The sequence below is a fragment of the Spiroplasma endosymbiont of Lonchoptera lutea genome (assembly GCF_964019715.1).
GTDB lineage: Bacteria > Bacillota_I > Bacilli_A > Mycoplasmatales > Nriv7 > Nriv7.
Window position 1 is genome coordinate 271972 of sequence record NZ_OZ026463.1, and the last position, 25434, is coordinate 297405.

Consider the following 25434-nt stretch of genomic DNA (forward strand, 5'->3'; position numbering starts at 1 on the left):
ACCTTTTTTAGGACACTTTTTATGTAGACTGGTATTTTCTAAATTCAACGGGAGTTAAATAATTTAAACTGCCATGAATTCGAATATTGTTATATCAATTAACAAAATCAAATAGTTCGCATTTTAGTTGTGTTAAGTTTGCAAATTTTTTACCGTTAATAAATTCGGTTTTAAAGGTTTTGTAAGTTGCTTCAGCAACAGCATTATCATATGGGCATCCTTTGGAGCTTAATGATCTTTTAATTTTAAAGGTTATTAAAATTTCATCAATAATTTTATTTTTAAACTCATTACCACGATCAGTATGAAATAAAGTTATTTTATTTAATGGTCGTGTTATCTTGTGAAAAGCTTGTTGAACTAATTCAGCAGTTTTATTTGGTCCAGCACTATAGCCAATTACTTCGCGATTAAACAAGTCAATTAATAAACAAATATAATGTCATTTAGTGCCAACTTGAACATATGTTAAATCACTAACAACAACTTCATTTGGTTTTTTGTCATTAAATTGACGATTTAAAACATTATTAATTTCGTCATTATTAACTATTTTTTTATGATTACAATATTTTAACTTGGTGTATTTAGAAACCAAATTATTTTTGATCATAATGAATCGGATTTTTCGTCGTGATAAAATGATATTTTTTCTTATTAAAACAGCTTTAATTTTACGAGCACCATAAATCTTGCGACTTTTATTAAATGCACTGATAACTTCTTGTTCATAATTATTAACATCAAACTTGGTGCATTTATTAGTTTGATAATAATATGTTGATTTTAGTAAACCTAAAATCTTACATATTTTCCTCACTGAATATTTATTTTTGTTGTTATTAATTATTGTTATTTTTTCCCGATTATCAGTGCTGCTTGCTTTAAAATGTCATTTTCCATTCGTAATTGTTGGTTTTCTTTTCGCAAGTAAATTAATTCATTTTCTTCGACAGTGCGATTATCTTTTGCTTTAAATGACCCAGAATTATTATAATTTTTAATTCAACTATAAATAGTTGGTTTTGGTAAATTATATTCTTTCCCTAAATTAATAACACTTTTGTCATTTTTGTATAGCATTACAATTTGTTTTTTAAATTCTTCAGAGTATGAGGTTTTATTTCCCATTTTTATATTCCTTCTTTCTTAATAATTTTGAAGTCTATATAATTATGGTCCAACTTATTGTAGCCTATCCAAAGTATAATAAAATTTATTTCAAAATTAATACCAGGAACAATTAAAACTATTACTTTTGATCGTGGTAAAGAATTTAGTAAATGAAAATTAATTGAAAAAAATTGTAATGTTAAAATTTATTTTGCAGATGCCGGAAAACCTTGTCAAAGAGGTTTAAATGAGAACAATAATGGTATTTTAAGAAGATATTTACCAAAATCTACTGATTTATCTTCATATAAACAAAAAGACTTAAATTCTATAGCATTTCAAATTAATTCTACACCCAGAAAATCATTATCTTATAAAAGACCAATAGATTTAATACAATTATTTTAAAAAACTGTCCCATTTATATTTACAATTCAGGTTTTAATTCCTTAATAATTTCATCAGCAGCTCTTTCACCAGATAACACTGCTCCTTCAAAATAACCATTAAAATGAATACTTAACTCTGTACTTGCTCAATGAATTGCACCAATGGGGCGCCTTAAATATGGTCCATAACTAGTTCAACAACCAATTCTTAAATTACCTGAAAAACATCCACCTGTTCAAGGCGAATTTAATCAATCATATTCAATATACTGTAAAATATTTTTAGCCTCTTCACCAAAAAATAATGCTAACTCATTCAGTAATAACTTTTTTCTTTCTTCTAAATCCTTTTGAATTAGTTCTCTTTTTTTATACCTGAATTGTAAATATAAATGGGACAGTTTTTTAAAATAATTGTATTAAATCTATTGGTCTTTTATAAGATAATGATTTTCTGGGTGTAGAATTAATTTGAAATGCTATAGAATTTAAGTCTTTTTGTTTATATGAAGATAAATCAGTAGATTTTGGTAAATATCTTCTTAAAATACCATTATTGTTCTCATTTAAACCTCTTTGACAAGGTTTTCCGGCATCTGCAAAATAAATTTTAACATTACAATTTTTTTCAATTAATTTTCATTTACTAAATTCTTTACCACGATCAAAAGTAATAGTTTTAATTGTTCCTGGTATTAATTTTGAAATAAATTTTATTATACTTTGTGTAATACTTTCTGCTTTATGATTTTTAGTTTTCAAAGGAATTGTGGTTTTTGATCATATATCAGCTAAAGTAATAATAGAACTTTTATGATCTTTACCAACGATAGTATCTCCCTCTAAATGGCCAAATTCTTGTATATTTTTAATATTTGGAATGATTAAATTTCTTTCATGAATAGATTTACAATTATTAATTCTGCCCCTAGTTTCTTTTTGTTTATGAGGTTTATTTTTGCCTTTTCTCAATAAATTTTTTTCATCAAAACCCATTCGATTTGTTTTAAACATGTTATATAAAGTTTTTGTTGAAATATTTTTTATTTTATTTTTCTTTAAAAAATCAGCAATTATATCAAGAGCATAATTTTTAGTAATTAACAAATGATTGATAGTATTAATTTCTGTTAAAGTTAAAATTATTAATTTTCTACCTGCATTTTGTTTATTTTTTTGAACTTGATTCAATATTTCTAATGGTAATAAGTTTTGATTTAATAATTTACAAACTCTGTGTACAGTTGATTTACTATAATCAATTGCTTTTGCTATTTTACGAATAGAAAATCCATAACTTTTATATTCTTTTATTGCTATTATTGATTCAATAGTCAGATACTTATACATTGTGCTAATTCCTTTCTTTTCTTAATTATAGAATTAACACAATTTGTTTTTTATATAAGTGTCCTTTTTAATTTTACATTTCAGGTTTACCATAAATAAATCCTGTCAAAATAGCATGCGGATCACTTGGTGTGGTATTATCTGTTACTTCGGTAAGTCAGCCTTCTTGTAAATAAACATTACCAGAATTATTATCTTCAATTCAAAAAAGTCTTTCATAAACAAAATGAACTTTAAGAGCATCACCACCAGGAAAATTTTGTAATAAACCATAGTATTGTGAACCTAAACTTGGATGATAATGAATTTTACTTGCAAGCACAGGGGGAATTGCAATAATTAAATACTTTCCCTGATAAACATTATTATTCATTGATAAAACAGTAGCACATTCTTGATCATAATTAATAACTGTTACTGGTTCATTTAAAATAATATCTGTTCCTTTTAAATCACCAACCATTTTTCTAGCAATTTTATAACTACCACCAATAACACGATAATGCTGAGCACCTTTTTCAGAACTGGTAGCAACATCAAATCCAGCATTACTAGCAACATAAAATAATGCTTGCAACATTGAAATATGACTAGTATCACGAGATAATAATCCCCCAGCAATAATTCTTCCTACCATTTTTTTAGCGTCTACTGTTGCATCTTGCATTTCTAATCAATGTTCAAAGGTAATATTATCTCATAATTTAGCATTAGGATGCATTCACGGTTTTTCTAAATCAATTTCTTTTGTTAAGTTATCAAAATTATTAACTAACAACATTGCCTCTTCGGGAAACTCATCAATAATTTTACCATTATATTGAAATAATGTTTTACCTTCTGGAAAAGGCGGTGTTGTATATTTTTGTAACTTATATTTATTAATAAACGATAACATCCTTTGATGTTGTCAACCAACTCATTGACCGCCTAATTCAACTATTGTTCCATCATCTAAAACTTTATTTCAACTACGACCACCAATATCATCATCAGCTTCTAAAATTAATACTTTTAACTTATAAGGTTTTAAGCGTAATGCTGCCGCTAAACCAGAAAATCCAGCTCCAATAATAACATCATACTTCGTTTGATTATTTTTCATTACGAATGTACACCTCAATAGCATTACCTTAAAATAATTACTTATTATAGTTATATCAAAATTACCAGTTATTAGCAATACTACTAACTAATCGCAAAGATTATAAGAATAATATATAAAAAAATAGTAGAGAAAAATCTTCTCTACCACTTTAAAACATTATATTATATCATTAATGCTCAATAGCAACTTTAATCGCTGGTCCCATAGTAGTGCTAATACTAATATTTTTTACATAAGCATCTTTAACGGCTGCGGGACGAACTTTTCTAAGCGTTTCATAAATCGCTTGATAATTTTCCTTTAACTGCTCTTCACTAAAAGAAACCTTACCAATAATTACATGAACATTACCTTGTTTATCAACACGATATTCAATCTTACCCTTACGAATTTCTGCAATTGCTTTTTGCACATCAGTAGTTACCGTTCCTGTTTTTGGATTTGGCATTAAACCCTTAGGTCCTAATATTTTACCAATCTTTCCTAATTCAGCCATAATATCTGGTGTTGCAATAATAACATCAAAATCAAATCAATTTTCTTTTTGAATTTTTTCAATTAAATCCTTACCACCAACAAAATCAGCTTTATTATCAATCGCCACTTGATTCATACTATTAGTTAATACTAAAATTCTTTGTTTTTTACCAGTTCCTGCCGGTAATACTAACGCTCCACGAAGTTGTTGATCAGCATGTCTTGGATCAACATTTAAAAGAAAAACTAACTCAACCGTAGCATCAAATTTTGTTATTGAAGTTTTTTTAACTAATGAAACAGCTTCATCAATTGAATATATTTTAGTTTTATCAAACATTTGGGATACTTTTTGATAATTTTTAGAATAACGACTCTTTTTAACAATTACCATAACTATTTTTGTTCCCCTTTTGATAGCTTTTCAACAACAATTCCCATATTTCTTGCTGTTCCTTCAATAATTTTCATTGCCTTTTCAATATCATTAGCATTTAAATCAACCATTTTATATTCAGCAATTTCTCTGATTTTATCTTCAGTAATCGTTGCTACTTTTTCTTTTTTACTACTACTTGAACCTTTTTCAATATTAGCTGCTCTTTTTAATAAAACAGCTGCTGGCGTTGTTTTTAAAACAAAATCAAATGACTTATCATCATAAGCAGTAATAACAACAGGGACAACATCACCCATTCTTGTTTTTGTTGCATCATTAAAAGCAATACAAAATTGTGGCATATTAATCCCTAATGAAGCCAATTCCGGACCTGGCTTAGCTTGTGCCGCATTAAACTGTAATTTAGCAATTCTTTTAATTTTTTTAGCCACGAGCAACACCTCCTCCTATACATAATTGTTCTCGCTGTGGTCAACGATATCTCTCCCACATTAACCTATTTTTTTCAGGCTTATATATAATAACATTATTACTGTCACAATTCAACATAACTACTATTAGAGGGTCGCGTTTAGTTTTCTTAGGTATTTTTAAAAAAAGAAAAAATAATCATTTACTATAAATTATTTCAATATGCAAATTAAGTATATATTTCTTATGTATGATTTTTTTTGTAAAAAATTATTTTAATGTTGTTTTTATAAGCATTTTAATGAGTTTTTATAACCTTTTATTAAGATTATGTTTGTTAATATTAAATATTTTGTTTTATTACTTATTTTTTAGATAAAATGATAATTAAATTGTGATTACTTTTTTTCAAAATTATTTAAACCTTTTCCTACCTAACAAAACTTTACGCGTCCACTATTAGAAAATAAACAAATTTATTCAGTTATAATTATCCAGCAATTAAATAATCTCCTCACCACTAAATTAGTTTATTTTCATATTAATATTAACAGTAAGTTATTGATTCCTGAAATGTAAAATTAAAAAGGACACTTATATAAAAAACAAATTGTGTTAATTCTATAATTAAGAAAAGAAAGGAATTAGCACAATGTATAAGTATCTGACTATTGAATCAATAATAGCAATAAAAGAATATAAAAGTTATGAATTTTCTATTCGTAAAATAGCAAAAGCAATTGATTATAGTAAATCAACTGTACACAGAGTGGATTGGCAACCCTTTTTAGGACACTTTTTATGTAGACTGGTATTTTCTAAATTCAACGGGAGTTAAATAATTTAAACTGCCATGAATTCGAATATTGTTATATCAATTAACAAAATCAAATAGTTCGCATTTTAGTTGTGTTAAGTTTGCAAATTTTTTACCGTTAATAAATTCGGTTTTAAAGGTTTTGTAAGTTGCTTCAGCAACAGCATTATCATATGGGCATCCTTTGGAGCTTAATGATCTTTTAATTTTAAAGGTTATTAAAATTTCATCAATAATTTTATTTTTAAACTCATTACCACGATCAGTATGAAATAAAGTTATTTTATTTAATGGTCGTGTTATCTTGTGAAAAGCTTGTTGAACTAATTCAGCAGTTTTATTTGGTCCAGCACTATAGCCAATTACTTCGCGATTAAACAAGTCAATTAATAAACAAATATAATGTCATTTAGTGCCAACTTGAACATATGTTAAATCACTAACAACAACTTCATTTGGTTTTTTGTCATTAAATTGACGATTTAAAACATTATTAATTTCGTCATTATTAACTGTTTTTTTATGATTACAATATTTTAACTTGGTGTATTTAGAAACCAAATTATTTTTGATCATAATGAATCGGATTTTTCGTCATGATAAAATGATATTTTTTCTTATTAAAACAGCTTTAATTTTACGAGCACCATAAATCTTGCGACTTTTATTAAATGCACTGATAACTTCTTGTTCATAATTATTAACATCAAACTTGGTGCATTTATTAGTTTGATAATAATATGTTGATTTTAGTAAACCTAAAATCTTACATATTTTCCTCACTGAATATTTATTTTTGTTGTTATTAATTATTGTTATTTTTTCCCGATTATCAGTGCTGCTTGCTTTAAAATGTCATTTTCCATTCGTAATTGTTGGTTTTCTTTTCGCAAGTAAATTAATTCATTTTCTTCGACAGTGCGATTATCTTTTGCTTTAAATGACCCAGAATTATTATAATTTTTAATTCAACTATAAATAGTTGGTTTTGGTAAATTATATTCTTTCCCTAAATTAATAACACTTTTGTCATTTTTGTATAGCATTACAATTTGTTTTTTAAATTCTTCAGAGTATGAGGTTTTATTTCCCATTTTTATATTCCTTCTTTCTTAATAATTTTGAAGTCTATATAATTATGGTCCAACTTATTGTAGCCTATCCAGAGTTTGTAAATTATTAAATCAAAACTTATTACCATTAGAAATATTGAATCAAGTTCAAAAAAATAAACAAAATGCAGGTAGAAAATTAATAATTTTAACTTTAACAGAAATTAATACTATCAATCATTTGTTAATTACTAAAAATTATGCTCTTGATATAATTGCTGATTTTTTAAAGAAAAATAAAATAAAAAATATTTCAACAAAAACTTTATATAACATGTTTAAAACAAATCGAATGGGTTTTGATGAAAAAAATTTATTGAGAAAAGGCAAAAATAAACCTCATAAACAAAAAGAAACTAGGGGCAGAATTAATAATTGTAAATCTATTCATGAAAGAAATTTAATCATTCCAAATATTAAAAATATACAAGAATTTGGCCATTTAGAGGGAGATACTATCGTTGGTAAAGATCATAAAAGTTCTATTATTACTTTAGCTGATATATGATCAAAAACCACAATTCCTTTGAAAACTAAAAATCATAAAGCAGAAAGTATTACACAAAGTATAATAAAATTTATTTCAAAATTAATACCAGGAACAATTAAAACTATTACTTTTGATCGTGGTAAAGAATTTAGTAAATGAAAATTAATTGAAAAAAATTGTAATGTTAAAATTTATTTTGCAGATGCCGGAAAACCTTGTCAAAGAGGTTTAAATGAGAACAATAATGGTATTTTAAGAAGATATTTACCAAAATCTACTGATTTATCTTCATATAAACAAAAAGACTTAAATTCTATAGCATTTCAAATTAATTCTACACCCAGAAAATCATTATCTTATAAAAGACCAATAGATTTAATACAATTATTTTAAAAAACTGTCCCATTTATATTTACAATTCAGGATTTAAAAAAATAATAGTTGTTCGTAATCAAACAACTATTATTTTAATTAACATTATTTAATACTTTCTTCTATTTACTAACAGTTAGAACAGTTATTATTTCTTTCACATTCGCGTTCTTTACAAACTACTTCACAAGGATGATAGCGGTCTTCATAACAATCTTTTTTAATGATTTTACACTTATTTATTACTTCTTTATTCTTTTTAAAATATGCCAAATTGTAAAGTTAAGTGCAACTAAATTATTTTTCTAACCAAATATTCGATTGGCGAAAGATAATTTAGTATTTTTCTTGGTCTTTGGTTTAAAGACAATATAAATTTATGAACTGCATTTTTAGTAGTGTTTGAAAAATTAAATTTTTTAGGAAATTTTTCTCTAATTAAACCATTAGTATTTTCATTAGCTGAATTATACTTGTAAGTGCAAGTAAATAAAATTGCAAAAGATTTCATATAAAAATTTCATGATGCTAAGTTTATTTTAGAAAAAGTAAATTTAAGGAGTTTTTATATGGGATACAAACATCTTGGCATAGATGAAAGAATTTATATTGAGAATCAATTGAAATTTAAAGTAAAAATTAGTGAAATAGCTAAAAATCTTAATCGAAGTATTAGTACTATTAATCGAGAAGTTAATAGAAATAAAGATAATAATCATTATTTTTCATTAATTGCACAAAATAAAGCAGAAAATAGAAAACAATTACATGTTTATTTTCATAAATTTAAAAATAGAGAATTAGTAAAATATGTACAACAAAAATTATTATTAGGTTGATCGCCTGAACAAATTTATGGCAGAATTAAAAATTTTCATCAAGAATGAATTATTAGTTTTAAAACAATTTACAATTGAATTTATTCTGGATTACTTGAAAAGGTTACTAGTAAAAATTTAAGAAGAAAAGGTAAGAAACGAAAATCTCAAGAAAATCGGGGTAAATTTAATGGTAAATCCATTAAAGAGCGAAATGTTAATAATCGCATAACTCTTGGCCATTGAGAAGGTGATACTGTAGTATCATCACGAGGTAAAAGTAAATCATGTTTAATAACTTTAGTTGAAAGAACATCAAGATTTACTTTAGCAATATTAGTTGAAAATAGAACTACTAAAGTTATTAACAAAAATATTAGTCATTATTTATCAATTCTTCCAAATAATCTTGTTAAGACTATAACATTTGATAGGGGTAAAGAATTTGCTAATTGACAACAACTTGAAAAAAATTTAAATGTGAAAATTTATTTTGCTGATGCATATTCACCTTGACAAAGAGGTACTAATGAAAATACTAATGGTTTAATTAGAGAAAAATTTCCTAAAAAATTTAATTTTTCAAACACTACTAAAAATGCAGTTCATAAATTTATATTGTCTTTAAACCAAAGACCAAGAAAAATACTAAATTATCTTTCGCCAATCGAATATTTGGTTAGAAAAATAATTTAGTTGCACTTAACTTTATAATTTGGCAATATAAAAAATTGGGAAATAAATACACAAATTATTATATCAATCACCTCCTATATAGGATTTATCATTTATCCAATGACTATTAAATTAACAATATTACAAAAAATTATTTAATTATTTTAAATCTAAGTTAATTAAATTACTAATAAATTTTTTCTCTATTTTTTAATAAATAAGTATAGTATTTAGTAATACCTTTGATTAATTACATTGTATCAAATATTTGCCAAGAAACACTATAATTTTTTAAATTTAAAATAAAAAAAGTAGTTAGTATTTTAAATACTAACTACTTACTTACAAAACTAATTAACTTTCTCACAATAACTAAATTCAGCTTCCACAGGAACATATCTTCCCCCAAAAACTTCAATATTAATTGTTGCTACGCCTTTATTATAATCCATACCAATAACTTCACCTTCTTTATTCTCAAAAGCTCCTGATAATATTTTAACTAGGTCTCCTTCTTTAAAATCAGCAACAAATACTTGTTGAACTTTTTTACTACTAATATTACTTTTTTCTTCACTGCGTCTTAACATATCTCTAGCTTCAGTACGCGATAATGGAAACGGTTTGGATCAATTTCCACTAGACCCAATAAACCCAGTAACACCAGGAGTATTTCTAACAATAAATCAAGCATCATCATTCATAATCATATTAACAAACAAATAACCCGGATATGGATTTTTGCCAATCATTGATTTTGTTTTTTTTGACATTTCTTGCTGTTTCACAATCCGCACATCAAAAATAAAGTCTTTCATATTTAAAGTTTCAACTCGTTGTAATAAATCTTCTTTAACTTTTTCTTCATGACCACTATAGCAATTAATTGTATATCACTTACCTAATAAATCACTAGAATCCTTTTCTTGTTTAATATCTTCTTTTATCATCTTTTTCTACTCCTTATTAAATAACTAAAATTTTACTAACTTCTAAAATTAATTGTAATAATGTTTGAACAATTGCAAAGAAAATTGCAAAGAAAGTAATAAATCCAACAGTTAATCAAAATTTTTTATTTAACTGCAAACTTTTTGCTCAACGAACACGACGCATTTCTCTAGTCATTAATAATGGTAAATCCAGTAAAGATTTTTTAAATCTCTGACCACGATTTCCATTTATTTTTGAATCTAAAATACTTTTTTTAATAATCGCCTCTTTAGTTTGTGAACTAACTTTTCTTTGTCCTAAAATCGGTTTAGTTTTTTTAACTTTTAATGCCTTATGTTCCGATTTTACCTTTTTTACTTTGTGCTTTTCTTTAGCCATCAATATTTATTTCCTCTCTAAATATTATCTTGTTTCCTTATGAATTGTATGTTGATTACAGTGCTTACAAAACTTTTTTAAAGATAATCTAACAGTTTGATTAGAACTATTAGTAAAAGTATTATAGTTTCTTGACAGACATTGATCGCAAACTAAAATAATTTTTTGTTGCATTATCTTTCTCCCTTTTATCCATATACATTATATATAATAACAAAAATATGCTGTCAAATAACAATTATATTAGGGTGGTGTAAAGTTATTAGCGATATATTCTTAAACAAACAACACTTATATCACACCTTCTCATGCTAACAATGCTAATTTAATTTCTACCCCATAAAGATAATTAATCCGCTTACTATTTTTATTAATAACCCGATGACACGGAATACTAATTGCTAACGGATTTCTTTTTAATGCCGACCCCACTGCTCGGACTGCTAATGGATGATTAATCATTTTAGCAATGTCACTATAAGTTCTTGTCTCACCATAAGGGATTTGCTTTGTTGCTTCTAATACCTTTTGACTAAACTTAGTTGTATTTAACATATAATCAAACGAAAATGCTTTTCTTTGTTTAATAAAATATTCAGCAATTTCTTGTAAACATTGTTTTATTTCTTTTGATAATGATGAAAACAAAGGACAAGCTAAAATAAAACTAATATTAGTAATTTTATTATTTTGACTAGTAACCATTACTAATCCCACCGGACTTTGATAATATCCTTGTTTCATATTTTTAACCTTGCCTTACATACAATCACGATTTTTTTGTAATTTAACTTTTGCTCGTTGATAAGCATTATCAACACTTTTATAACTAATATTTAATTTATGGGATATTTCTTCATTAGAATAATCTTGTGACTTTAATAAAATAACTTCATTTTCTAATTTAGTTAAAAATGACAAACCATAATTAATCCATTTAGGTTCAGCTACTAAATATGATTGTTCAACCGTTGTTCTCTCATATTGCGTATCATAACTAATGGCATAATTCATTACAGCATGCTTCTTATTAATGTATTTTCTAATATATTGTAATAAATCTCATTTTAATCTTTGTTGCATATAATTAGAAAAACTTTTATTTGCTGTCTCCCGATAAGTTTTCATACTGTTATAAAATGAAAAATATTATAAAGAACTAAAATCACTTAACTCTAGAGGAATTGCTGAAAATTTTCGAAAAGTTATAAAAGTAATTTTTTCAATTAAATTAAAATATTTTTTTCATAAAAATATAAACGCTGGTTGTTGATAGGCAATTTGGTATTGATATATTAATTCATTATCTTCCATTTAAACTCCTTAATTATTTTGATTATTCCGAACTTGATATAATAGCAAAGCACTAGCAACAGCAACATTTAAAGAATTAATATGACCTTGCATTGGTACTTTAACAATATAATCAGAATTATTTAAAAGTTTCTGACTAACACCTTTACCCTCATTACCAACAATTAAAGCAATCGGTTTTTTATAGTCAACATTATAATAATTAATTTCGGTATTTAAAGCACTAGCAACAATCCAAAAACCATTTTCTTTTAATGTCGTTAAAGTATTACTAAGATTAGTTACTTTCACAACCGGCACATAGTTAATCGCACCAACAGAAGTTTTTGCAACCGTAGCATTTAATTCTACTTGTCTTTGCTTCAAAATAATAACCGCATCAACATTAACTGCATCACAACTTCGCAAAATTGCTCCAAAATTTCTTGGATCTTCAATTTGATCTAAAATTAAAATTAAAGGGTATTTCTTAGTTTTTATTTTTTGTAAAACTCCTTCTAAAGAAGAATACACATATTCCTTAATTAAACAGACAATTCCTTGATGTTTTGAATGTTTAACTAATAATAATAATTGTTCTTTATTACTAATAACATAAGAAATATTCGCCTGCTTTAATTGTTCAATAATAACTTTTTCTTGTGGTAAAATAAAAACTTTTTCAATTCGTTGACGGTCATCAGCTAACAATTGTTTTAAAGGATTTTTACCATAAATATAATTTGCCATTTTTGTTACTCCTTAATAAAGAAAATTATTTTTGAACATATTTTATAAAATATTTTTCGCTTGTAATTGTTCTCTAATTTTATCTGCTAAATTATATTTTTTTTGTTTACGCGCATTTTGTCAAGATAATAATAATTGTTTCATATCATCATCAAACGAAACTAATGAAAATTGTAAACCTAAAAGAAATAAACATTGTTGCAGGGTATTAAACAATGGCAAAATTGCTCCCAATTTTCCTTTTAAAATATTATTAATTTCCTTAATAATTTGTTCAATTATTACTCAAGCATTAGCAAAGTTAAGGTCATCTTGTAAATAATTTACCACTTGCATCATAAGTTGTTCATTTTTTTCATTAGTATTAACCTCGCCATTTAAAAATGCGATTACTAAACTTTCTTTTAATATTTGATGAATTTTTGCAACTTTTTCTTTTCCTTGCATAATAAAATTTTTAGTAATATTTAATGGTTTAGAATAATGGGTTAGCGTTAATAAATATCGTAAAACATTAGCATCATAATGGTGCAAAAATTCTTTAACAACAATAGTATTTTTAAGAGATTTTGACATTTTGACATCATCATAAAATAGATGGCCATTATGAAGTCATATTTTAACAGGTTCTTGCTTATTTAATGCCAACAATTGAATTCTTTCATTTTCATGATGAGGAAATATTAAATCAATACCGCCACCGTGAATATTAATCGAGTGTTTAAAATATTTATTAATAAATAACGCACATTCAGTATGTCACCCCGGTCTGCCTTCACTTCAAGGCGAAGTTCATTTTTGTCCCTGATCGGTTTTTTTCCATAAAACAAAATCATTAACATAATTTTTATTACTATCAATTGCAACTCTAATTCCTACTTGCAAATCCTTTAAATTTTTCTTTGATAATTGTCCATAAGATTGAAAATATTTTTCTATTGCTAAATAAACATTACCATTCTTAACATAAGCAGCTTCAATTTTAACTAACCGTTCAATAAATTTAATAATATCAGCAATATTATCACTTACTTTGACAAATAAATTTGGTTCATAAACATTTAACTGTTTTAAAACCTCAAAATAACTTTTAGTATACTTTTCTGTTAATTCCTTTTCCGTTATTTTTTCTAAATGAGCTTGATGAATAATTTTATCATCAATATCAGTAATATTTTGCACATAAAAAACTTTCTGTTTAGTAACCATAAATAATCGCTGCAAGATATCAAAAATAACAATTGGTCGCATATTCCCAATATGAATATCACCATAAACTGTCGGCCCACAAACATACATTGTAACTATCAAGTCATTGATTTTAATTTTTTGTTGTTGTTTACTATCTCATATTTGCATTAAATTCACCTATATAATCTAAAAAATATTATAACATACTTAAAATATTATGGTAAGATTACCATATGAAAAAACATGTTTGAAGTATAATAACGATAGCTTTTATCGGTTTGACAGCACAAATTATGGGATTTTTATGACTATATTGACAAAAAACTAATTTTCAAAAAATAAGTAACATATATTTTTTAATTGCTATTAGCCTTTTAACAATAAAAATAATTTTCTATTTAATATTTAAAGTAAACAAATCTCGTTTACATCACAAAACACAAACGGTTAATTTAGTATTAACTGACCAAGAAATTGCTAAAGATTATCTTGGTTATCACCATAATGAAGACAAATACGAAAAATATTTACAACAAGTAAAAAAACTATTAAATCTAACTTTCTTTATTGCGATACTAAATTTAGCATTTGCAATTAGTATTAGTATTATATTTAGTACCATTTAAAAAGTGAGGTTGAATAACCTCACTTTTTGGTGCTAACTTATTTATTAATTCACGACTGTTCTAAAACCTTAAAGTATAGTTTATTATCATTATTACGAGAATAAAATCATCATCCCGCATAAGCAATAATATCACCATTACTATTTAAAATATGTCATTCATTATTTTTAATTTCAGCATCGTGTTTTCTTTGTTCACTAACAACAAGAGGTTTTTCTTTTTGCGAATGACTATTAAAAAACGCTACCACATAATCACCAACCCCAACAACAGCATTAGCATAATCAGCGATTAATGCATAATCAGTCATTCATAATTTACGGGACTTTTTTAAAGCAATATTTTTATTATCACTACTCGTAATTTTACTTAACAATGTTCGTGATGGCACACCATCAATATTCTGCTCATTAATTTGTTCATTATTAATATATTCATTACTCATTAGTGAATGCCGATCTTGTTCATTACACGACTCATCAGTGACAATGCAATTATAATTTTTATCCAAATCATCTTGAGTTGTAATCTTAACTAATCGTGAAGTACCATCACGATTAGTTAGTTTTAAATAATCATAATCAGCATTAGCATCCATATATCCTCAAATAATACTTCGTTCACTATATGATGACAAATGTCCCATGACAACATCTTCATCCATTCTTAAAACTTTTTGCAAAGCATTTACTAAACCAGTATCAACTTTAATATGATTACTTATTTGTTTATCTTCATCTAAGACATAAGGATTAGCACCCATCGCATTTAAAAGCGCCAATTCTTTAAAAATTAGATTATGGTTATTAAAACTAGTTTGTTGTTTTCCATGAAAAGATTGCGTAAATAAACTGTTATTAAGTGTTAACGGTAATCAATCACGAGTTAGAAACATTCGCATTTGATTAAAATAATCCAAATGAGAAAGTTTGCCTTGTAAACCAATAGTAACTTTTTTTGATGTTTCAAAATTATCATCCTCAAATTCAGAATATTTAATTGCTAACGACGCCCACAGTGGTTTTTTGACTTTTTCTTCATTATAAGTTGCAATTAACTCATCATAATTAATTTTTGAAAAATCAAAATCCGCAACTTTAAAATTTTCATCATTCGTTCACAAAATTGGAATAATAAACTTTAAAAAGTATTGTTGAATTCAACTTGTTAAATAACCATTAAAACTAATTGTTGAATCAATTAAACGATTAATTCTCCCATTAGCAACACGCATTGCCTCATTAACATCATTCCTTGTTAATTGTCCAATTGCTTTTTTCTGATTACTTTGTGGTAAAAAAATTTCAATCGTTTTAAATTGCGTAAACAAATCAGAATTTTTTAATTGAAATAGCGTTAACTCCTTCTCAACATTACTATAAGTATCAATCCCATCAAAAATTCAATTATTATTTTCATTTTTAATCGCAAATGAACTGGTAGTACTTAATTTTTTAATATCATTTGCTAACACAAATAAATCTAAATACGATAATTTTGTTTTATCTTCATTTTTATCAAGCGTTGTTTTTCCTACCAATGCTAATTGTTTTTCGTATATTTCATCCAAATAACTATAAGCAACTTCACGATTGTAAACCTTAGGAATCGTAATTTCTTTTTTATTAATGTTACCAAAACGATTAGTTAAATAATTTCAAGTAACAGTTTTATTAATTCTTTCGCGAAATCTCCGACTTTCAACTCAACCACCATAATGATAACTAGTAGATTCATCATTAGCATATCAAGCCATTTTGTAAGTAGTATAAGTAGTAAACAAATAATTTTTTAATGAATCAAGTTTATTTCTTAAAGGATTATTGCCTTTTCTCGCAAAAAAGTCAGCAATTTCATTTTCTACACCACTTAAAATAGTTTGTAATAAAACTTTAACACTCATTAAGTTTTTACCTCATAAACGACCCATAGGCATACCTCGTAAACTATAATCTGGTACCCAAGGGGGCGGACTATCACCAACAATTGAAATTTTTTCAAAAGTTAAAATTTCTATTCCTCAAGGAACATTATTATAGAATCAATTTACCAAATCTGGTAATAGTCCTCAGCCACTTCGATAAACATTAGCTAAATGCGTATTTTGTTTTAAATCACTAACTTTAATGGGAACATTTAATGAGGACCTAGCATCATTAGTAAACTTATTAGCATCATATTCTAATAATTTACGAACAAAATTATCAGTCGCCGCAATGACAACAGGACCACGACGACAACTAACCGTCCCTTTTTCGGTAATATTTTCTTCACATTTAATAGTTTCAGCATTAAATCGTGTTTGTAAGTTAAGTGTTGTTTGACCCTCATAGTTAATAGTTGTACTGCGACTTAAAGTAATAATAAAGGGAATAATTAGCGAAAAGAAAAATATTAGCGACAATAATGCTAAAATAACACGATTGCGATAAGCACCATTTCATCATTCAAGAAACCTATATTTTCAAATTGTAACATTTCACTTCATAGTATTTATCCTTTTTTCTTACTTACTTCATTTCTTAAATTCTTTAACTGTTGCTAATACTTGATGAATATTAGTAATATTATGTCACATTGGTATTATTTTCTCATTATAGTTATGCATTAACGGATTATAACTAGTTGTACTAATGACTTCACCTACCCTATTGATTGAAGGAATTGCTGAAATTAATGACTTAGTATATGGATGTACGGGATGATAAAATATTTCATCAGCAAGACCAATTTCTAAAATTTTACCATTTTTAATAACAGCAATCCGATCACAAATATAATGCACCATTCTTAAATCATGGGCAATTAATAAAATTGAAAGTTGATATTTTTCTCGTAAATCTTTTAAAATATTAATTACTTGTGATTGAATGGAAACATCCAAAGCTGATATCGGTTCATCAGCAACTAATAATGCTGGTTTCATTACTAATGTTCGCGCAATACCAATTCTTTGTTTTTGACCTCCAGAAAACTCACCGGAAAATCTACTACCATGTTCTGGCAGTAAACCAACTGATTGTAAGGTGTCATAAGCTAATTGATGAGTTTTAGCTTTAACAGCACCACGACTATATTCATTCGCTAACTGAAAATCTAAAAAAAGTTTTTTACTTTTATACAAGTTAACACCATATAACTTGGCTTCATAAGTTGTAACTAATTCCTTTAATTGACTAACAAATGTTTTTTTATTAGCAACTATCCCTTGATATTTTTCATTATGATATTTTTCATTAATTTTTTCATAATTATTATCACGAGAATTAATTTTATTTCGCTCCTGTAATAATATTTTTTTAATATCTTGATTTTTAAAAACATATCCTTTTTTTAAAACTCTTAACTTACTTTTATATTTCTTAATAATTTGCTGAGTTTTTTCTTTATTAATTGTTTTAGTTGGTAATTTCAAAAGATGCTGTAATTTAGTTGTCACGGTATTAATATCAGCACCAAATTTTATTTTTAAAAGTTTGAAATCATTACGCATATTTTTTAAAGCCCTTTTCCGAGCTAGTTTTCGCTGTCAAGCTTGGGTTTTTAAAACATCAATTTGCTTTTTATCAAATTCAATTTTAGCATTAAAATTAACATTAATATCTTTAACCCGATTATAATAGTTTTTAAAAATAATTTCCTGTTCTGCTTCGCTAATAAAATTTTTGCGATCAGTTTGTTTTTGCTTATTTAATTTACTCATTAATGATTGTAAATCTTGCGAAATTTTTATTAATTTAATGCGCTCTTGTTTTCTAATTTGTTTTAATTCTTGTTTTGCCTCATAAACATCATTTCTTGTATCATACAATAACTGATACTTATATCGTGTTCCTTCTTTTTGTAAAAGATTAATTTTATTTTTTTCTTCGCGATTTTGTAAATCAATTTCTAATTTAGTAACTTTTCAATCACTTTTTCAAATATTTCTTAATTTCTTAACTTCTTTAAGATTATTTTTCTTTTCCGCAATCCGAATATCTTTAGTATAAAAACTATCAATCTCTTGTTTTCTTACTTGTAATTGTTGTAAATTACTATTAATAGTTTCTTGATGAAAATTAATTAAATTAGTAATTCGCATTAAATTATTATCATTTTCATAAGTTAAGCGCTCTTGAATATCATTCAAATGAATTAAAGCTTCATTTAATTTTTCTTTATAAATTGTTTCAACTTGATAAATTTCTTTTTCAATAAGTTCCTTTTTATCTTTTAAAGGAGTAATTTTCTTATTAAAAATCTTATCTCATTTCCGATTTCATTTTTTTATTCCTGATAAATTTTGTAAATCATTTTTATAAGATAACTGTTCTTTCTTTAACACATCATTTCTGGTAGCAATTAATAAGCGGTGCTTAGTTTTAGCACCTTTTAAAGAATAACGATAAGATGAAACAATATCTTGTGATTCATAACTAATACTTTTAATCATATTCTCTTTAGTACGATACCACTGCTGATAAATATTTATTAATTGGGCAACTAATAAATCATATTGCTTAATAATTTCCTCATCACAAGAAGTTAATTTCCGATATCACATCAAAGCAATTTTACGTTCTTTTTTAAACCATTTTGCTTCCGCAGAATATGAATTATAGTTATTAAATCCTTCCAAAACAATATCCAACACCCGCTTAGAAGGATTTAAACTCGTTGCTGGATCTTGAAAAATCATTTGCACATTTTTCGATAACCACTCATTAGTTGTTTTTTTAATATCGGCAGGATTATGTGGTAATCGTTTATCTTTTATTTTAATATGTCCTAAAGCATGCTTATTTAAACCTAATATAGTTCGTCCAATTGTTGTCTTCCCACTACCAGATTCACCAACTAAACCAAAAATTTCACCTTTATTAATGTCAAAACTTACCTTATTAACAGCAATAAAAGGTTTACCTTGTTGACTATAAATCACAGCTAACTTATCAAGTTTTAAAATTGTATCCGTAGAATTTGACATTATTTTACTCCTTTAGTTTATTTTATTATCTAATGTTGTTTTTTAAACTGGTGATGGCGTTTTTTAATTATATCGGGAACATTAATTTTTATTGCCCGCGAATCATACAATCAAGATGCGACAAAATGCGTATTACTAATTTTAAAAAATGGTGGATGAGCAACAAAATCAATATCCAAAGCATACTCATTTCTAGTAACAAAAGCATCACCGATAATATTATTAAAATTAGAAGGAACACTTCCCGGAATTGAATATAACTTTTGCCCTAAATTAACATCTGGCATTGACTGAATTAACCCTCAAGTATATGGATGTTTACTGTTATATAATACTTCTTTACTTTTTCCATACTCAATAATCTTTCCAGCATACATTATAGCAATCCGGTCAGCAATTGAACCAACAACCCCTAAATCATGGGAAATAAAAATAATTGAAACATTAAAAACATCTTTAATTTCACGAATTAATTCCAAAATTTCTGCTTGAATTGTTGGATCTAACGCTGTTGTTGGTTCATCAAAAATAATAATCTTTGGTTGACATAACAGAGCTACGGCAATACACACTCGTTGTCGCATTCCCCCCGATAATTGATGAGGATATAACTTCATTACTTGATTAGCATTAGTAATACCCACTCTTAACATTAAATTAATTGCATCTTGTTTAGCATCTTTTTTACTTGCAGAACGAAAATTTATTAATGCCCCCTCAATTAACTGTAAACCAATTTTCATTGTCGGATTTAAAGCAGTCATTGGATTTTGAAATACTTGTGAAATAACTCTGCCTCGTAATTCTGATTCTTCTCAATCTGACTCATCAAATTTAGTAACATCAATCCCATCAACAATTACCCTGCCCTCTTCAATAACAGCAGCATTTGATAATAATCCAATTAATGTTGAAGTAATAACTGACTTACCACTACCAGATTCACCAATAATTGCTAAAACTTCTTTTTCATAAAGTTCAAATCCCGTATTACGAATAACTGTATTATGAGTTTTTTTAGCTTTATTGTAAAAAGTTACCTTTAAATCTTCAATTTTAACCATAATTTTCTCTTTTTTACTCATTATTGTGACTTCCTTATAATATCTTGAATGCCATTACCAATTAATTGAATTGCAATCGTAATAACCATTAAAGTTATTACAGGAACAATAATTTGTCGCGGATATACTAATGCCGTTAATCGTGCTTTATTAATCATATTACCTAAAGTAATCGCATCCGGCACTGATAAACCAATAAAACCTAATGAAGCTTCACTAATAATTGCAATCGGAATTGTTGCGACTAAACCAGTAATAATAATTGGCAAGGCCACCGGAATAAAATTAATTAATTGTTGATATCACGGCGTTCCTAAAATTTTTGAAGCAACAAAATAATCTAACTGCTTATTTTTTAATACTTGTGCTCTTACTTGCAAACTCATATTAATTCATGCCGTTAATGTTAACCCTAATGCCATCGTTCAAAAAGTTGGTTGCAACGCTGTTGCCACAATTATTAAAATTAAAATGCTGGGAATATTTGTTAAAATTTTAATAATAAACTGCAAAATTTTATCAACTTTACGATAATAACCCATTAATAGACCTAAAGTAACCCCAACAATTAAATCAACAATAACAACAACAAATGCCAAACCTAAAGAATATCTGGTAGCATGCCATAACATCGCTCAAACATCTCTTCCTTGTCCATCAGTACCAAAAATATATCCGTTTTTAAAAAACCCATAATGTTGTTGTTCAGGTTTTAAAAGATTAGCATCAGTTCATATTAGTGGAAAAATTAAAGAAAGTAAAATTAACAAACCAAAAATAATTATTCCTGCTAAAGCAAAACGATTAGCAATAATTGCTAAATAAAACTCTCGCGAACGATTAATCGGTTTTGTTGCCAATTTTTCTGTTGTCAGAAAATTTTGACGAACTAATTTAAAGTTTTTAAAATCTTCAGAATTTGTTTTTTTCATTAATAATAACCCCTATCCAATTCTTGTCCGTGGATCTAATATCGTATATAAGATATCACGAATAAAGAAACCAATAACCGTAATAAAACTTAAAACTAAAACCACACCCATAACAACATCATAATCCTTAGCTTGAATCGCTCTAATTAGAATTTGTCCACTTCCCGGAATCGCAAACACTGTTTCAATAATAATTGAACCAATCATTGATGCTAAAACTGCTAACGGTAAAAAAGTGGCAATGGGAAAAAATGCTGGTTTTAAAACATGTCTTCAAGTTATTCGCCGATTTTTACAACCTTTAATTTTTGCAAATTGAACATACTGCGAACTAAACTCTTGTTGAATTGATGTTCGTAAATAACGCATATACCCAGCAACACTAGGAAGTGCAATTGCTAATGAAGGTAATATTAAAGTTATCGGATTTAAGGGGTCATAAATATATGGAATATGAACTTTAAAAGCAAATAATAATAGCAAAATCGCAAAAACAAACGAAGGGATTGCAAAACCGGCAGCAATAAACACTGTTGCTAAACTATCAATTAATGTCCCTGGTCTTCTACCAACAAAAATCCCTAAAGGAATACCAATACATAAAGCAATAACTAAACCAAGAAAACCAACGCGAAAGGAAACCAATAACTTTTGAAATAAAAATTGTTCTACTAATTGCTGGGGATACAAAAATATTGAAATTCCTAATTGCCCTTTAGTAACTAAATTAGCAAAATATTTCCCATATCTTACTCAAATACTAAGATCTAAACCTAACTGGTCACGAATTATTTTTTGAGCATCTTTAGATAAACTAGGATCAACAGCTGCTTCATTACCACGAATCGCATTCATTAAAAAGAAAACAATTGTTAACACGATTCAAGCAATAACAATAAATTCAACAATCAAAAACACATATTTCTTTATAGACTGTTGCAAATTATAACTTAATAACATTTTATTTTCTCCTTACTAATTTCTAGATACTTAAATCATCTTTATTAAATGCCTCACATCCTTTTAAAGGAAAGATTGAATTATTTGGTTTATTTTGACAATTATATCCTCATTGCACCTCAGGCATATTTGTCCCTGCTGCTTGTGAATAACCCAAAATTCTTTCTCCCGCCCATCCAGCACTAGAATTACTTAGCATAATAACTGGTGATTCTAATTTAATTATCGCTTCTAAAATCGCATAAATGCGAAAAGCAATATGAGGGGCAAAAGTTGCTAAACCACTAATAGCATAATCTTTATCTTGGGGCATTTTAAAACCAGTTTCTTTATCAAATAAACTCGCTAAGCCATCACCAAACTTATTTTGTAAAATAGCATTTAATTGCTGAAAATTATCAATATTATTTTCCCTATTTTTCACTAAACCATTAACAGCAAAGTTATTACCATTAGTATCATACGGTGTAAATAAAGCATTTAACCACAAAAATTCAGATGGGGTAACTTCAAAGTCTTTAAAAAATGAATTAGAATTTCTAAGTTCTGTTACAGAATTAAATTTTTTAATAAAATTTTCATAAAAATTTCATGTTCCGGTTGGATTTTGTACATATCGTAAATCACCCTGATCTCAATAAACCTTAGCAAGAATTTCTAAATAATCAAAAGCATTAATTTTTTTACCTTTCACACTACTGTATAATAAATCATATTCACCAACGCCTAATTTGCTTAAAAAGATTGACCGCGCCTGCCCTTCCAATTTAATGTTAATTTCTGGAAAATTGCGTTCAATTTTTTGTTTTAAAAGCAACATCGCATCACTAGCAGTTGTTGATGCTGATAAATCATATAATAATGTTAATGTCTCTTTACCACTACTCATTAACCGATATTTATTATAAAATTTTTGGGCAATTGCTTTATTATGTAAACGATCAGTACGATCAATATTTGCTTGCACTTTATCATAAAACACTCGTTGATCAAAACGATAATACGCTAACGGTACTCGATCTTGTTTTGCATTATCACCGACAACATCCACTTCATACTTTGGTTGTCCATTATCAGTTACTAAAGTTTCTCTAAAAGCCGTATCATTACCATCATTACGACTTAATAAAGTTGTTAAAGTATCAGCCGGAATACCCCCATTATCATTTTGACTAAGCAAAAACTCATGGCGATCAATTCCATATTGAATCGCATTTCGTAAATACCGTCCTTTTTCATTATCAAATTTATTACTTGTATTATTAAAAGCTAAATATTCTGAATCTCTTGTGGACATTCCTTGAAATAAAAACCGGCGTAAGACGGGATTATTTAAAAATCGTGGTAATAATTCTTTGGGAATATCTGATTTTCCAACAACACCCGATTCAAATAAAATTGATGATGTTACGGTATCTTGGACTACTTTATACTTTCAAGCATTAGCCGAAATTCTTTCACGATCTCAATAATCTTCATTTTTCAGAAAAACCGTATCATTATCAAAATCAGTACGATAAATTTTAAAAGCACCATTACCTAAAACCGTATCTTTAGAAGTACCTCAAAGATTACCATATTTTGCAATAACATCTTTTCTTGAAGGAAGTAACGCCGGAGAAAACAACTTTTTAATAAAATCTGCCGTTAACTTTGCAACTGCTGTCGGATTAAAACCAGTTGCAAAATTAATATATAATAAGTCATTACCAATTGCTTTAATCCCCAAATTATCTTCACTAACTTTTTTGTCTAAATATGCTTTAGCATTATTAATTCCCACTTTACTAGTATCCGTTAAATCATCAACATTAGCAGAACCATTACTAGCATCCAAAACATAACGAACACTATTAACAAAATCAGATGCCAAAACATTTTTGCCATCATGTCACAATGCTGGTCGCTCCTGAAAAAACTCTTGACCATTTTCGCGATAAGGTAAATCTTTATTAGCAAATGGTGCATATCTTAGTTTGATAATAAATTCTTTAAATTTTCGTGATTCATTATTATTTACTTTATCACCATAATTAACAACAAAAATATCTTTCGCAACGCCATACCAAAATTCAGTTGTACTAGAAATTACTCTTGTACTTTCATTAGCAATAGCATTTAATTGCTGATTTAATTGACTAGGATTTGTTAAAACCTTATCTAAATCTAAATTTTCATTATTAATATCCATTTCCTTAATAACAACACCCTGATTGCCATTTACTTTTGTCATTTCTAACACTTCATTACTTGATTTTTGATCAGCCGGAGCATTATGAAATAATCCTTCAATAAAAGCAAATAAATATTGCGAATTATAACTATGTTTATCATATTTTAAATAATTCAATGATTTAATGGCATCCGCTTGAGCAATAACAAAATTAAGCGACATTGAATTACAAGCCACTAAAAATAATACTGAATTTATTATTGTTATTTTAGATAAAATTATTTTAAGTAGGTTTCTTTTCATATTTTTTCTTATAACCTCAAACTTTTTATAAAAAAGTGTGCCAATTATTTGTTTAGAAAGCACACTTTATAAAATGAATAACCAATGATGTCATTCTTTTTATATTGACAATAATATTACTAGATTTTCCTATCTATGTCAAGAATTAAATGCGGGACGGTCGCGTTTAGTTTTCTTAGGTATTGCTTTGAAGAAGTAAAACAATCAGCTAATTATATTATTTAATTACTAAACTAACCCTGCCTTTCTTGTTGTTGTCATTTTTATTCATTACCATTTTATCATATTATTGAATTTTTACACAATGAA

At 26.8% G+C, this 25434-nt stretch carries 23 protein-coding genes and 3 pseudogenes; 5 read left to right on the plus strand and 21 right to left on the minus strand.

Translation table 4 applies throughout. The annotated features are described in order from the left end of the window. Positions 1–19: 19 nt before the first annotated feature. Positions 20–1131, minus strand: a protein-coding gene (locus AACK97_RS01350; protein ID WP_338967083.1) for an IS3 family transposase whose coding sequence is annotated in 2 segments (ribosomal slippage) — positions 20–888 and positions 888–1131 — 1113 coding nt in all. Because the reading frame shifts where the segments join, the coding sequence is not laid out codon by codon here. A gap of 69 nt (positions 1132–1200) precedes the next feature. Here AACK97_RS01350 and AACK97_RS07595 point away from each other — a divergent pair. Further along, positions 1201–1521 (plus strand): annotated as a pseudogene (locus tag AACK97_RS07595) (IS30 family transposase); the annotation flags it as partial. 386 nt (positions 1522–1907) lie between these two features. Here the strand turns inward: AACK97_RS07595 and AACK97_RS01355 are convergent. The 4 genes from AACK97_RS01355 to rplK all read right to left on the minus strand — a co-directional run bounded on the left by AACK97_RS01355 (position 1908) and on the right by rplK (position 5268). Next, positions 1908–2852 (minus strand): IS30 family transposase, encoded by a 945-nt coding sequence (locus AACK97_RS01355; protein WP_338966714.1) that lies wholly within the window; start codon positions 2850–2852, stop codon positions 1908–1910. A 73-nt stretch (positions 2853–2925) separates the two neighbouring features. After that, positions 2926–3957 (minus strand): NAD(P)/FAD-dependent oxidoreductase, encoded by a 1032-nt coding sequence (locus AACK97_RS01360; protein ID WP_338968187.1) that lies wholly within the window; start codon positions 3955–3957, stop codon positions 2926–2928. Positions 3958–4129: 172 nt separating this feature from the next. Next, entirely contained in the window at positions 4130–4831 is a 702-nt protein-coding gene (gene rplA / locus AACK97_RS01365; RefSeq protein WP_338968189.1) for a 50S ribosomal protein L1, read from the minus strand. A 2-nt stretch (positions 4832–4833) separates the two neighbouring features. Then, positions 4834–5268, minus strand: a complete 435-nt coding sequence (gene rplK, locus AACK97_RS01370; RefSeq protein WP_338968191.1) for a 50S ribosomal protein L11 — start codon at positions 5266–5268, stop codon at positions 4834–4836. Positions 5269–5900: 632 nt separating this feature from the next. On the opposite strand from rplK, the pseudogene AACK97_RS07600 reads away from it, so the two are divergent. After that, positions 5901–6020 (plus strand): annotated as a pseudogene (locus AACK97_RS07600) (helix-turn-helix domain-containing protein); the annotation flags it as partial. 27 nt (positions 6021–6047) lie between these two features. Here AACK97_RS07600 and AACK97_RS01380 read toward each other — a convergent pair. Then, positions 6048–7159 (minus strand): IS3 family transposase gene (locus tag AACK97_RS01380; protein ID WP_338968195.1). Its coding sequence is split into 2 segments (ribosomal slippage): positions 6048–6916 and positions 6916–7159, totalling 1113 coding nucleotides; the frame shifts between segments, so codons are not numbered across the junction. A gap of 61 nt (positions 7160–7220) precedes the next feature. Here AACK97_RS01380 and AACK97_RS01385 point away from each other — a divergent pair. Continuing rightward, positions 7221–8060 (plus strand): annotated as a pseudogene (locus tag AACK97_RS01385) (IS30 family transposase); the annotation flags it as partial. Positions 8061–8331: 271 nt separating this feature from the next. Here AACK97_RS01385 and AACK97_RS01390 read toward each other — a convergent pair. Continuing rightward, entirely contained in the window at positions 8332–8550 is a 219-nt protein-coding gene (locus AACK97_RS01390) for a hypothetical protein (protein WP_338968196.1), read from the minus strand. Positions 8551–8608: 58 nt separating this feature from the next. Between AACK97_RS01390 and AACK97_RS01395 the strand changes: the two genes are divergently transcribed. Continuing rightward, positions 8609–9553: an IS30 family transposase gene (locus tag AACK97_RS01395; RefSeq protein WP_338966716.1), complete on the plus strand. Its 945-nt coding sequence runs from the start codon at positions 8609–8611 to the stop codon at positions 9551–9553. A 329-nt stretch (positions 9554–9882) separates the two neighbouring features. On the opposite strand, the gene nusG is transcribed toward AACK97_RS01395, so the two are convergent. The 8 genes from nusG to cysS form a co-directional block, all read right to left on the minus strand. Beyond that, positions 9883–10482: a transcription termination/antitermination protein NusG gene (nusG, locus tag AACK97_RS01400; protein ID WP_338968198.1), complete on the minus strand. Its 600-nt coding sequence runs from the start codon at positions 10480–10482 to the stop codon at positions 9883–9885. 16 nt (positions 10483–10498) lie between these two features. Then, positions 10499–10867, minus strand: coding sequence for a hypothetical protein (locus AACK97_RS01405; RefSeq protein WP_338968200.1), 369 nt, complete (start codon positions 10865–10867; stop codon positions 10499–10501). 21 nt (positions 10868–10888) lie between these two features. Further along, positions 10889–11038 carry a 50S ribosomal protein L33 gene (rpmG, locus tag AACK97_RS01410; protein ID WP_215826970.1) on the minus strand — a complete coding sequence of 50 codons (150 nt, stop codon included), beginning with the start codon at positions 11036–11038 and terminating at the stop codon, positions 10889–10891. Between the two features lie 117 nt (positions 11039–11155). Beyond that, positions 11156–11608, minus strand: coding sequence for a methylated-DNA--[protein]-cysteine S-methyltransferase (locus AACK97_RS01415; protein ID WP_338968204.1), 453 nt, complete (start codon positions 11606–11608; stop codon positions 11156–11158). 15 nt (positions 11609–11623) lie between these two features. Further along, a complete protein-coding gene (locus AACK97_RS01420) occupies positions 11624–11992 on the minus strand; it encodes a sigma factor-like helix-turn-helix DNA-binding protein (RefSeq protein WP_338968206.1) in 369 nt (122 codons plus the stop codon). A gap of 21 nt (positions 11993–12013) precedes the next feature. Beyond that, complete coding sequence (locus tag AACK97_RS01425; protein WP_338968208.1) at positions 12014–12178, minus strand: hypothetical protein; 165 nt, start codon at positions 12176–12178, stop codon at positions 12014–12016. 9 nt (positions 12179–12187) lie between these two features. Then, entirely contained in the window at positions 12188–12907 is a 720-nt protein-coding gene (gene rlmB, locus AACK97_RS01430) for a 23S rRNA (guanosine(2251)-2'-O)-methyltransferase RlmB (protein WP_338968211.1), read from the minus strand. 42 nt (positions 12908–12949) lie between these two features. Further along, the gene (gene cysS, locus AACK97_RS01435) at positions 12950–14266 is read right to left on the minus strand and encodes a cysteine--tRNA ligase (protein ID WP_338968214.1); all 1317 of its coding nucleotides are present in this window, start codon (positions 14264–14266) and stop codon (positions 12950–12952) included. A 65-nt stretch (positions 14267–14331) separates the two neighbouring features. Between cysS and AACK97_RS01440 the strand changes: the two genes are divergently transcribed. After that, complete coding sequence (locus AACK97_RS01440) at positions 14332–14724, plus strand: hypothetical protein (protein WP_338968216.1); 393 nt, start codon at positions 14332–14334, stop codon at positions 14722–14724. 37 nt (positions 14725–14761) lie between these two features. Here AACK97_RS01440 and AACK97_RS01445 read toward each other — a convergent pair whose 3' ends face one another. From AACK97_RS01445 to AACK97_RS01470, 6 genes are read right to left on the minus strand one after another with little or no spacing between them, the layout of a single operon-like run. Next, positions 14762–17212: a hypothetical protein gene (locus AACK97_RS01445; RefSeq protein WP_338968217.1), complete on the minus strand. Its 2451-nt coding sequence runs from the start codon at positions 17210–17212 to the stop codon at positions 14762–14764. A gap of 18 nt (positions 17213–17230) precedes the next feature. After that, positions 17231–19693: an ATP-binding cassette domain-containing protein gene (locus AACK97_RS01450; protein ID WP_338968220.1), complete on the minus strand. Its 2463-nt coding sequence runs from the start codon at positions 19691–19693 to the stop codon at positions 17231–17233. Positions 19694–19722: 29 nt separating this feature from the next. After that, positions 19723–20778 (minus strand): ABC transporter ATP-binding protein, encoded by a 1056-nt coding sequence (locus AACK97_RS01455; protein WP_338968223.1) that lies wholly within the window; start codon positions 20776–20778, stop codon positions 19723–19725. Then, positions 20778–21689 carry an ABC transporter permease gene (locus tag AACK97_RS01460; RefSeq protein ID WP_338968226.1) on the minus strand — a complete coding sequence of 304 codons (912 nt, stop codon included), beginning with the start codon at positions 21687–21689 and terminating at the stop codon, positions 20778–20780. The genes AACK97_RS01455 and AACK97_RS01460 overlap by 1 nt, the downstream gene beginning before the upstream one ends. A 12-nt stretch (positions 21690–21701) precedes the next feature. Continuing rightward, a complete protein-coding gene (locus AACK97_RS01465; protein ID WP_338968227.1) occupies positions 21702–22649 on the minus strand; it encodes an ABC transporter permease in 948 nt (315 codons plus the stop codon). Between the two features lie 22 nt (positions 22650–22671). After that, positions 22672–25044: an ABC transporter substrate-binding protein gene (locus AACK97_RS01470; protein ID WP_338968229.1), complete on the minus strand. Its 2373-nt coding sequence runs from the start codon at positions 25042–25044 to the stop codon at positions 22672–22674. Positions 25045–25434 lie beyond the last annotated feature (390 nt).